At 62.0% G+C, this 11,404-nt stretch carries 8 protein-coding genes and 2 pseudogenes; 3 read left to right on the forward strand and 7 right to left on the reverse strand.

Annotated elements, in window-relative coordinates:
* The 4 genes from EEB11_RS18920 to EEB11_RS18935 form a co-directional block, all read right to left on the reverse strand.
* A partial coding sequence (locus tag EEB11_RS18920) for a heavy metal-binding domain-containing protein (protein ID WP_135434097.1) occupies positions 1–347 on the reverse strand: 347 nt, incomplete at its 3' end.
* Between the two features lie 68 nt (positions 348–415).
* On the reverse strand, positions 416–1,723 hold the full coding sequence (locus EEB11_RS18925; RefSeq protein ID WP_135434099.1) for an APC family permease: 1,308 nt from the start codon (positions 1,721–1,723) through the stop codon (positions 416–418).
* A gap of 219 nt (positions 1,724–1,942) precedes the next feature.
* Positions 1,943–2,467 (reverse strand): hypothetical protein, encoded by a 525-nt coding sequence (locus tag EEB11_RS18930; RefSeq protein WP_135434101.1) that lies wholly within the window; start codon positions 2,465–2,467, stop codon positions 1,943–1,945.
* Entirely contained in the window at positions 2,467–2,853 is a 387-nt protein-coding gene (locus tag EEB11_RS18935; protein WP_135434103.1) for a DUF302 domain-containing protein, read from the reverse strand. Before EEB11_RS18935 ends, EEB11_RS18930 begins: the two co-directional genes overlap by 1 nt.
* Positions 2,854–3,914: 1,061 nt before the next feature.
* Here EEB11_RS18935 and EEB11_RS18940 point away from each other — a divergent pair.
* Genes EEB11_RS18940 through EEB11_RS18950 form a run of 3 tightly spaced genes read left to right on the forward strand, consistent with a single transcriptional unit; the run spans position 3,915 to position 8,907 of the window.
* Positions 3,915–4,310 (forward strand): FixH family protein, encoded by a 396-nt coding sequence (locus EEB11_RS18940; protein ID WP_135434105.1) that lies wholly within the window; start codon positions 3,915–3,917, stop codon positions 4,308–4,310.
* Entirely contained in the window at positions 4,307–5,758 is a 1,452-nt protein-coding gene (locus tag EEB11_RS18945) for an efflux RND transporter periplasmic adaptor subunit (RefSeq protein WP_135434107.1), read from the forward strand. Before EEB11_RS18940 ends, EEB11_RS18945 begins: the two co-directional genes overlap by 4 nt.
* The gene (locus tag EEB11_RS18950; protein WP_135434109.1) at positions 5,755–8,907 is read left to right on the forward strand and encodes an efflux RND transporter permease subunit; all 3,153 of its coding nucleotides are present in this window, start codon (positions 5,755–5,757) and stop codon (positions 8,905–8,907) included. Before EEB11_RS18945 ends, EEB11_RS18950 begins: the two co-directional genes overlap by 4 nt.
* Here the strand turns inward: EEB11_RS18950 and EEB11_RS20510 are convergent.
* The 3 genes and pseudogenes from EEB11_RS20510 to EEB11_RS18965 form a co-directional block, all read right to left on the reverse strand.
* A pseudogene (locus tag EEB11_RS20510) lies at positions 8,832–9,211 on the reverse strand (transposase); the annotation flags it as partial. The gene EEB11_RS18950 and the pseudogene EEB11_RS20510 sit on opposite strands and share 76 nt — an antisense overlap.
* A gap of 560 nt (positions 9,212–9,771) precedes the next feature.
* Positions 9,772–9,987: pseudogene (locus EEB11_RS18960) on the reverse strand (integrase core domain-containing protein); the annotation flags it as partial.
* A gap of 31 nt (positions 9,988–10,018) precedes the next feature.
* The gene (locus EEB11_RS18965) at positions 10,019–11,269 is read right to left on the reverse strand and encodes an IS256 family transposase (RefSeq protein ID WP_135434110.1); all 1,251 of its coding nucleotides are present in this window, start codon (positions 11,267–11,269) and stop codon (positions 10,019–10,021) included.
* Between the last annotated feature and the right edge of the window lie 135 nt (positions 11,270–11,404).

Genomic DNA, 11,404 nt, shown 5'->3' on the forward strand with positions numbered 1-11,404 from the left:
AGCTCCTCGCTGGGCTCATCCGACGGCACCATCGGCTCCAGCGCCATGCCGCAGATCGGGCAAGCCCCCGGCGCGTCGCGGACGATCTCGGGATGCATCGGGCAAGTGTACTGGACACTTGCCGGGGCGGCCTCTTTCCGTCCTGCGGCACGGCCCGAAGCGTAGAACCACGGATCAGCCTTGAACTTAGTCTGGCAGTTCTCAGAGCAGAAATGGAAAGCCTCTGCACCAAAACTCTCGGTCCGCGTCTCTGGCTTAAGGCTCACCGTCATGCCGCAGACAGGGTCCTTTGCCGTCTCGGTCCCCGCGGGGACGACGGGCGAAGTGCGATGGTGATCATGTTGCATGTTCAGCCTGCCTTTCGATATCTTCTTTCAGCTTGCAGCTTCCAACAGTGGGAAGCTCAAGCCCCTTTTCAGTGCTGGTCGTGATCGCCCTCGGAAACGGGATTGCGCGCGAGGAAAACCCCCACGAACAGGAACACCAGCGCCATGCCGACGATGCCGACAACGACGATGAGCGGGTCGGACTGCCACTTCATCACGGCGAACGCGGCCAGCACCACGGCATCAAGGGCAATGGCAGTCAGCAACACCCAGCCCCTCGCGCCGATCTCCTCACGTAAGTGCCGGAACACGCCAAGGTGGATGATCATGTCCATCACCAGATAGAAGAAGGCTCCGAGCGAGGCGATGCGGCTGAGATCGAAGAAGACCGTCATAAAGCCTGCGATCACGACGGTGTAGACGAGCGTGTGGTCCTTGATCGCGCCCGGCATCCCGAAATGGCTGTGCGGGATCATTTTCATGTCGGTCAGCATCGCCAGCATTCGCGAGACCGCGAACACGCTGGCGATCAGACCCGACGCCGTGGCCACCAGCGCCAGCGCCACCGTCAGGTAGAAGCCGGTTTGCCCGAGGGCGGGCTCGGCGGCCTCGGCCAGCGCGTAGTCCTTCGCTGCCACGATGCGGTCTATCGGCAGGCTGGAGCCGACCGCGAAGGCAACCAGCAAATAGACGACGACGCAGATCGCGATGGACCAGACGATGGCCCGGCCCACGTTGCGGTGCGGATCGGTGACCTCTGCGCCGCTGTTGGTGATGGTGGTGAAGCCCTTGAAGGCCAGGATCGACAGCGCAACCGATGCCACGAACCCTGTGGCTGCAAAATCATCACTCGCCGCTTCGAACGAGATGCCGCTTGCCCAAAGACCCGCTGCGCCGAACAGCGCGATGCCGCCAACCTTGAGAACGGCCATGATGATGGAGAACAGCCCGACCGACCGGGTGCCCGAGGCGTTCACGAGATAGGCGAAGACAATCAGCCCGACACCGAGAATGGGCACCAGAATGCTGTCCGGATCGCCGCCGAACGCCCGCAGCGTGTATGTTCCGAAGGTGCGCGCGACGAGGCTTTCGTTGATGACCATCGACAGCGCCATCAGGAGGGCGGCCCCGGCCGCGACCGTCGTCGGCCCGTAGGCCTTCTTCAGGATCATCCCGATGCCGCCCGCAGACGGAAACGCGTTCGACATCTTGATGTAGGTGTAGGCGCTGAACGCGGTTACGATGGCACCTATGACGAACGAAAGCGGGAAGAGCGGCCCAGCAAGCTCAGCGATCTGGCCGGTCAGCGCAAAGATGCCCGCGCCGATCATCACGCCGGTGCCCATGGCCACTGCGCCCGCTAGGTTGATGCTGTTCTTTTCGTAATCGCCCGTCATCAGAATTCATTTGCAAGCTCGTCTCGCACTGCCGCTCTAGAATGCTGCAATACCGGCACACGCCCGAGGCCGAGCACTAACCAAGTCCCCCATCCGAGGACGCCGGAGACCAGTTCACTGTCGAAAGCGCGCAGGAAAAACGCCGGAATAACGCGCCCACCATCCCGGACACAGTGGCCTTGGCCAAAGGCCACAGCGGGCGTTTGGGCGGTAGACCCGTCACACCTTGGCATCGTGTAAGACCTGCGCGCCAAGGAGATGACGACGGGTCAGCCAGACCACGAGCAGCGGAACGACAAGCCATTGCAAAAGCGGACTGAGTCCTGTGCCGAAAGGCGGCACAAGCGGCATCAGATCGGAGTAGGTCCAGCGTAGGCTGATATTGGTGTAGTAGTATTCAAACCCAACGGTCAGGACGATACCGACGACGACAAAAATCACGGCTGGAAATCGCGCTGGCCAAAGGATCCAGTCCCGTCTGCGTGCCGCCAGAGAGGCAAGCCAGAATGCCGTCATCGCGAAGCCGACATCGCCGAAAGTTGCCGACATGCAGAGTTTGATCGCCTCCCAATGAGGCAACTCGGCCATGCCGGTGTAAGTCGGAACCTGAACGAACTCCCAGACGAAATGCAGAACGAATGAGAAGTAGGCGACAGGCAGTTCGGGCGCATACCACACGCTGGCAGGGCGCGAGCGGTCTCCAGAAAAGGCGTCGCTTATCGTCCTCTCGCCGGCGCGTTCCATCAGATCGCACCGACGGCTTTCGCCAGAAGGTCCCGCACCTCACCCGCCACAGCCGTCAATTCGGAGTTTTCGATCGCCTGCATCGACGCCACCGGATCAACGGCGCTGACCTCTACACCCCCCTCGACTTCACGAAGGATGACATTGCAGGGCAACATCGCGCCCACCTGCGGCTTGATCCCGATCGCCTGATGCGCCATCTTCGGGTTGCATGCGCCCGGAATGCGATAGGCTGGCATATCCACATCCAGCTTCTTCTTCATCGTCGCCTTGACGTCGATCTCGGTCAGGACGCCGAAGCCATGGTCCGCCAGCGCAGCACGGGTGGGCGCGTCGACGTCGGCGATACCGGCGCCGGAGATTATACGGTTGATCGTATAAGTCATTGATAAATCGTCTCACTTATTTCCAGAGATATTTGATCAGCGCTGCTATGCTCAAACCCAGCAGCAGAGGCACTAGCAGGCTGACGACCCAGCTAAAGCCCATTCCGACAACCATTCCAGGGCCCATTTCGTTCCAACTCATCATCTGCGTCCCCTGAATTTCACCCGCAGGGTGCGCCCATTGACCAGCTCTTGCGACAACATGGGGCAGGAAAGCACCAAAAAGGGTCGGCCTCTAGGCGCTGGGGTGCCGGGTCCATTTGCCGCGCCCGGATGAGACCGAAGGTGTGACCGCGAACGCGACTATCAGCCCCGAGGCACTGAGCGGAGTGGTGACAATACAGCATAGAGCGCGCGCGTCCGCCCGCATGAGGCGCGACATTGACCAACGAGACGGCAGGCACGTGAACCGTGCCGCGAAGCGCATCGGTACCGCCTCGTTCGTTCCCTCCAACGTGAAACACCCACCCATAAAGATCTGTCCGATTATTGGGCTGTGACGCGTTGCCCTACGCCCTTATCTTCCTGAGCGTCGCCAACCACGCGTTCGATCCGGATGTGTAAACGCTGGACTGCCGTGCGGACTATCGTGATCAATCGGACGTGTGTTGCCGGACATCGCGACCTGTGTCATAGCGCTCCAATGGTTGTTGTTTTTCGCCCCCTTCTCGCGCTTTTGCTGGCTGTGACCTTGCTATGGGCCACGACATTCGAAGCGTCGGCCAACCTGACCGCCGAGATTGCTGCGGTGGCAGAGCCGTGTTGCGAGGGTGATTGCCCTGACGATCCGGCTTGTGAAGCTTCTTGCACCATGATGCAGCGCTGCGGCACGGGGATGACTGCGTTGGTGCAGGTATCTCAACCAAAGACCGTGGACGTGCCCACGCTCACGACTCTGTTCCCGGATGATCAAAGCCCGCCAAGCGGACTTTCACCCCTTGGGCTGAAACGACCTCCCCGCATCTGACCCCGTCGCGTGTCTGACACGCGAGCGTTCCGCATGCGCCCCTGCCCGATGGGCAGCCGGGGCGGGCTTCGGTCAAATCAATGGGGTCTTTCCAATGTCACTTCCTTTTCTCCGCATGCGCGGTGCCCTGGCGGCACTTGCGCTGTCTGCAACCACTGCTGTCGCGGGTGCAGATGACTTTCGTTTTGATCTTGTCTCCACCGACCACCGGGTCGGCTCCGGTGCAGTTGTCGAGCTGCGCCTGACAGATCTGCGCACGGGGGCCGCCGTTGAGGGGGCGGTGATCTATGCCACCCGGATGGACATGGCGCCCGACGGGATGGCGACGATGACTTCACCCGTCACCGCGATGCCTACTGAGGAGCCAGGCATCTATCGCTTTGCAACCGACCTGACGATGGCCGGTGGCTGGCGGTTTTCGGTCGCGGCCAAAGTGCAGGGCGAGCCAGAAACAGTTTCCGCCGAGATCGAACTGCGGGCCGAACCATGAGTGCGCTAGGCAAACTGACAGCCGCAGTCTTTGTCGCAGGCACTGCCGGATGGGTCGGGCTGTCCGCTGGCGAAAAGGGCGTCACTGCGGCCAGCCTGTTAGGAATGGCCGAGATGCAGCTTGCAGCCCTGATGGGCAATGACGCTGCCGCCATGCCGGGCACTGATGTCCCCCAAACCGAGCCAACCGGGCCGATCATCTATTGGCGGCACCCGGACGGGTTGCCGGATTGGGCGGCATCCGAGGCGACGACAGCGGATGGCCGCGGGTTTCTGGCTGTGCAGGCCAGCGAAGATCTCTCGCTGGGCCCTGCAACTGAGCCTGCTGCCGAACTCGCGCCCGTGACAGACGTCGACCGCGCCATCCTTTACTACCGCAATCCTATGGGCCTGCCTGACACCTCGCCGGTGCCGAAGAAGGACTCGATGGGAATGGATTACATCGCGGTCTATGAAGGTGGCGACAACGACGACGGATCCGTCACGGTATCGCCGGGCAAGTTACAACGCACCGGGGTTCGGACGAGCGAAGCCGTTCTGGCACCGCTTGCCGCGTCCCTGCGCGTACCAGGGATCGTGGTCCTGAATGAGCGCAAGATTAGCGTGATTTCGCTGCGCGCCGATGCCTTCATCGAAACCGTGGCCGATGTGACCACCGGCAGCTCGATCGCGATGGGCGCGCCGCTGGTGACGCTCTATTCGCCGGAAATTGCAGCAGCGCTTGCACAGTTCGTCACAGACGTGCGGTCCGAAGGGAGACAACGAGAGGGCGCGCGGCAGCGGCTAGCAAATCTTGGCGTGCCGGTCGAGGTGATCGACCGGATCGCGACCGAGGGTCTGGCATCCGTCAACATCCCGATCATGGCTCCGCGCAGCGGTGTTGTGCTGGAAAGGATGGCAGTCGAAGGAATGATGGCAAAGGCGGGCGAGCCGCTGTTCCGCATCGCCGATATTTCCACGATCTGGGTTTTGGCCGAAGTGCCGGAGGGCGCTTTGATGAACATCGCCCACGGTGCAGATGTGCGCATCAGCTTTCAGGGCCTTGCCGGGGCACCGATGACGAGCCGGATCGCCACGATCTATCCTGAACTCGACCTGATGACTCGCACGGGCAAGTTGCGCATTGAGCTGCCGAACCCCGATGGCCGCCTTCGCCCCAACATGTTCGCGGATGTGGAAATCATGCTGGACCAGACGCCCGTGGTCCAGGTGCCCGAAGGGGCTGTGATCGACACCGGAGACCGGCAGGTGGTGATCCTCGATTTGGGTGAAGGCCGGTTCCGACCCGAACCGGTGACGGTGGGCCGCCGGGGTGGCGGCATGATCGAGATCATCAGCGGCGTGGCGGCGGGAGACATCGTGGTCAGCACCGCGACCTTCCTGATCGACGCAGAAAGCAATCTGAACGCCGCCCTCGCTGCCCTGTCCCCGCCGGAGGCCGACCAATGATCGCCAACCTCATCGCATGGTCGGCCCGCAACGTGTTGCTGGTCCTCTTCGCTACTGTGTTCACCGTGGCGGCGGGCCTGTGGTCACTGCGAACGCTGCCGATCGACGCCATCCCCGACCTGTCGGACGTTCAGGTGATCGTCCTGACCGAGTATCCGGGCCAGGCCCCGCAGGTGGTCGAGGATCAGGTGACCTATCCCCTGACCTCGGCCATGCTGACCGTTCCGCGATCGCGGGTGGTGCGGGGGTTCTCGTTCTTCGGGGTTTCCTTCGTCTACATCATCTTCGAGGACGGGGTTGACCCCTACTGGGCGCGCTCGCGCGTGCTGGAATACCTCAACGTCGCCAGCGCCCGCCTGCCGCAGGGTGTCACCCCCACGCTTGGCCCCGATGCAACCGGCGTGGGCTGGGTCTATCAATACGCCCTGAAGGGTGAGAACCTTAGCCTTGCCGAGTTGCGGTCCTTGCAGGACTGGGTGATGCGCTTTGCCATCAGCCGAGCCGAGGGCGTGTCGGAAGTGGCCAGCGTTGGCGGCTTCGTGAAGCAGTATTCGGTCACCGTCGATCCGGTGCGGATGCGGGCGCTTGGCATCACCCTGTCCGAGATCGGCGACGCGGTCGCCGCCAGCAACATGGACACCGGCGGGCGCACGGTCGAGTTGGCCGAGTTTGAATTCATGGTGCGCGGGCGCGGCTATCTGGGCGGGATCGCCGATCTGGAAATTGTCCCGATCCGCGCGGTCGGCGGTGTACCGGTCCTGCTGCGCGACGTGGCGCGGGTCGAGGTTGTGCCGGACGAACGCCGCGGCATCGCCGAACTTGATGGTGAGGGCGAGGTGGCCAGTGGCATCGTCTTGCAACGGGTCGGCGCGAATGCGCTCGACGTGATCGACAACGCCAAGGCCGAGATCGCCGCCATTGCCCCCAGCCTGCCCGAGGGGGTAGAGATCGTTTCCGTCTATGATCGGTCAGACCTCATCCTGTCGGCAATCAAGACCCTGCGGACCACGCTGATCGAGGAAATGCTGGTGGTGGCGGCCGTTACATTTGTCTTCCTCTTGCATGTCCGGTCATCGCTCGTGGCAGTCATCATGCTTCCCGTCGGCCTGTTGATGGCCTTCACCGCCATGCGTGCGCTTGGCATCGGGGCAAACATTATGAGCCTCGGCGGCATCGCCATTGCCATTGGGGCGATGATTGACGCCGCCATTGTCATGATCGAGAACGCACACAAGCATCTGGAACGCGCAGTCCCCGGCAAGCCAAGGGTCGAAGTGTTGATCGAGGCCGCGACCGAGGTCGGCCCGGCGCTGTTCTTCAGCTTGCTGATCATCACCGTGTCCTTCCTGCCGATCTTTGCATTGGAGGGTCAGGAGGGGAGGCTGTTCGGCCCTTTGGCCGCAACCAAGACCTTTGCCATGGCCGCCGCGGCGCTGCTGTCGGTCACCTTGGTGCCCGCGCTGATGGTGATCTTTGTGCGCGGGCGGATCGTGCCGGAGCACAAGAACCCTGTGAACCGCCTGCTGATGGCGGCCTATCGCCCCATAATCGGCTGGGTGCTAAAGGCGCGTGTGCTGACCATCGCGCTGGCACTGGTGGCGTTGATCGTCACTGTCTGGCCCGCGCGGCAGTTGGGATCGGAGTTCATGCCCGCACTGGACGAGGGCACGATGATGTATATGCCGACCACTCTGCCCGGCCTGTCCGTGACTAAGGCGGCAGAGCTGATGCAGATGCAGGACCGCATCATCCGCACCTTCCCCGAAGTGCTGACGGTGTTCGGGAAGGCGGGCCGCGCGCTGACCGCGACCGACCCGGCCCCGACCGAGATGTTCGAAACGATCATCCAGCTCAAACCGAAGGACGAATGGCGCCCCGGCGTCACGATGGAAAGCCTGCGGCTGGAAATGGATGCCGCCCTGCAGTTCCCCGGCGTGTCGAACGCCTGGACCCAGCCGATCCGCGCGCGCATCGACATGCTGGCCACCGGCATCCGTACGCCGGTTGGGGTCAAGGTCTATGGCACAGACCTGACCGAGATGGAGGCCGTCGCACGGCAGGTCGAGGCGGTGTTGCGCAATGTCCCTGGCACCACCAGCGCCTATGCCGAGCGGGTAATCGGCGGCTATTACCTTGACATCGTGCCCGACCGCCAGAGGCTGGCGCGTTACGGCCTGTCGATCCGCGACGTGCAAGAGGTCATCGCCATGGCCCTTGGCGCGCAGGCGATCACCCAGACCGTCGAGGGGCGCGAACGCTACAACGTCGCCTTGCGCTATCCGGCGGCGCTGCGCCAAGATCCCGACGCCATCGCGCGTGAGGTGCAGGTGGCCTTGCCCGGTGGCGGTACGGTGCCCTTGGGCGAGGTCGCGTCCGTGGAACGCACGCGGGGGGCGACATCGATACGCACCGAGAACGGCCAACTGGCGGTATATATCTTCGTCGATATCGCTGGCCGCGATCTGGGCGGCTACGTCGCTGAGGCACAGGCGGCAGTGGCGGGCGAAGTGACGCTGCCGCCCGGATATTCGCTGGGCTGGAGCGGGCAGTTCGAATATCTGGAACGGGCCAAGGCGCGGCTTGCCATTGTGGTGCCGATCACGCTCGCGGTGATCTTCCTGCTCTTGTACCTGAACTTCCGCAGGATGACCGAAACCCTGATCGTGATGCTGTCGTTGCCCTTTGCTCTCGTCGGCGGCGTTTGGCTCATGTGGGCCATGGGGTTCAACCTGTCTGTCGCAGTTGCGGTCGGGTTCATTGCACTGGCGGGCGTGGCCGCAGAGACCGGGGTAATCATGCTCATCTATCTTGACCACGCGCTGACCGAGGCCCGCGCCAAGGTTGCACAAGCAGGCCGCCCCTTCACCCGCAACGACCTCGACACTGCAATCATTATTGGCGCGGTGGAACGCTTGCGACCCAAGATGATGACAGTGGCCACGATCATCGCGGGCCTAATGCCGATCCTTTGGGCCCATGGAACCGGGTCGGAGGTGATGAGCCGCATTGCCGTGCCGATGATCGGCGGCATGGTGTCGTCTACCATCCTGACACTGGTCGTGATCCCTGCGGTCTATGCGCTGATCAAGGGATGGAGACTGGTGACGCAGGATGTTGCGGCGGTGCCAGAGTCCAATCGACCGTTGTAGGGCGCATGATGTCTGAAGATTTCGATGATCCGCAACGGGCCGTCGCAGCATGGGCATGTTTCGCGCAGGGTAATCGCGATGAGCTCCACCGCAACTTCGGGGGAACAACAGGGGGTGCCGCCCCGATCAAGTTGCGGATTTGTGCGATATTGATCTTGCGACCGGCACCGGCCAGCAGGCCATAGTGCCGGATGCGATGGAAGTCGTCGGGCAGGACGTTAAGCATAAAACGGCGGAAGAACTCGTCTTTAGCGAGCCGCAGCACCTTCTGCCGGTCGCCGCGCTTGATGCGGTAATCCTTCCAGCTTCAGCGGTGGCCGGAGTACGCAGCCCCGGCATCAAGCCGGGCTGTCAGATCGGAGCTCCCGGTCTTGCACAACCGTCACTGACCCTTGGGTGGCAGCAGTAGAGCGCACGAAGACAACTGACGACGTATCTGCCGAGGACCTGCTCGCGGCCTTCCTATTCAACCGCGGTAGAGGACGACGATCCAGGTCGACGGGCAGGCTCTTCTACTTCTCCGTGCAACGGCTCCATGAGGCGATAGCTGCCGATCGCCTCTCCGGAGAGAGTTGGCGCATTGCAAAACAGCGACTGCCATATAGTTCGGTTTGGCGTGATTGGGACCATTGCGAGAAACTCCGTCACGCCGTCGTTGACGATTTCATTGACCGGGAGTTGTCCCCGATTGAGTTCGGAACCGTAGTGGACGGCGGCTATCTCTGGAATGAGCTGGTCGATCTCGCCGCCGACAGTTGGCGGGGGCGCCGATATTTAGACAAAGTGCACAGAGCACTCCGCGATGGTCACGAAGGCTGGTGGGTTGGTAATCCCCCCATTTTTGACGGGGTGCATTTGTAGAATTTACGCGGCCATTTTCAGTTTTTGTGCGGGTGTAATGCCGCCGATGCCCATGTTCGGGCGGTCGTTGTTGTATGTCCAGAGCCATTGCGTGGCGTGATTTTGGGCCTCCTCGATGGTTTCGATGATGTATTGGTCCAGCCATTCGTGTCTGACGGTGCGGTTATAACGCTCGATATAGGCGTTCTGCTGTGGCTGGCCCGGTTGGATGTGCTGGATGAGCTATGCCCGAAAGTTGGTGACGGTGTGATCAGGCGGCTTTGATTTCGTGCTTGATGCCGTCTCGGAATTCAACCCCTTCGATGATTTCCGGCAGGCGGTTTTGGCCATCGAGCTTTCGCCACTTCTTCTTGGCTGACAGCATCAACTGGTGAGTCATTGCCAACGCTGTCTGGCGGCTGAGGCAGCCCTTGGTCTTGGTGGTTCGGTGGCGGACGGTGGCGAAGGTGCTTTCGATGGGGTTTGTCGTCCTGATGTGCTTCCAATGCTCGGCCGGGAAGTCGTAGAAGGCGAGCAGATCGACCCGGTCCTTTTTCAGGCCTTTGGCCGCCCTATCGTATTTCACGCCGTAAGCCTCGACGAAGAAGTCGAAGGCGGCATTGGCTCCAGCCTTGGTTTCCGCCATCCAGATGTCTTTCAGATGCGCCTTGGCCTTGGGCTGGACCGACTTGGGCATGGCGTTCAGGACGTTGGCGGTCTTGTGAACCCAGCAACGCTGAACGCAGGTCTTGCCATAAACCTCGTGTAGCGCGGCCCAGAATCCCATGGCACCGTCACCGACAGCCAGCTTGGGTGCGGCCTCCAGACCCCGGCGTTTCAGATCCAAGAGCAACTCGCGCCAGCTTTGTGTGCTTTCGCGAAAGCCGTCGATCAGGCCCAGCACATCCTTATTGCCCCATTCATCCGCCCCGATGATCACCAGCATACATTGGCGATCCTCGTCCATTCTCGGGGTGAAGTAGACGCCGTCCGCCCAGAAGTAGACATAGCGCCGTGCTGACAGATCGCGCCTGGACCAGCGTTCATAATCGTCCCACCAATCCGCCTTCAGCCGGGTGATGGTCGTGGCCGACAGGCCCGGCGCATCCGGCCCCAGCAGGGCTGCCAGAGCTTCGGAGAAATCGCCGGTCGAGATGCCCTTGAGATAGAGCCACGGCAGCAATTCCTCGATCGACTTGGCACGCCGAAGATAGGGCGGCAGGATCGTCGAGGTGAACCGCAGCGGAGCTCCTTCAGGGGCGCGATCCCGGACCCGAGGAACTTGCACCGGCACTGCGCCGATCCCGGTCTGAATATCCCGCTCGGGCAGATGACCATGACGGACCAACCGCTTGCGGCCAGCCGCATCGGTCTGATCGGCATAGGCAGCGAGAAACACCTTCACCTCTGCCTCGACCGCCTGCGCGATCAGATCCCGCGCACCCTGGCGCAACAAATCTGTCAACGGGTCGGGTGAAAATCCGTCTGGCGCGCGAAACGCGACAACCGTATCCTTCGTCATGTGGCATATCCTTTTCTCTGTGAGAACTGCGGCGCGTGAACAACGCCTTGATATGCCACCCAATCCCCCCGTCACCAACTTTCAGCGATAGCTCGTGCTGGATCGAGATGCCCTGTTTCTCAGCCCAAATCAGCA

Origin of the sequence: Pseudotabrizicola sediminis, from assembly GCF_004745575.1 — a bacterium.
Taxonomy (GTDB): Bacteria; Pseudomonadota; Alphaproteobacteria; order Rhodobacterales; family Rhodobacteraceae; genus Pseudotabrizicola; species Pseudotabrizicola sediminis.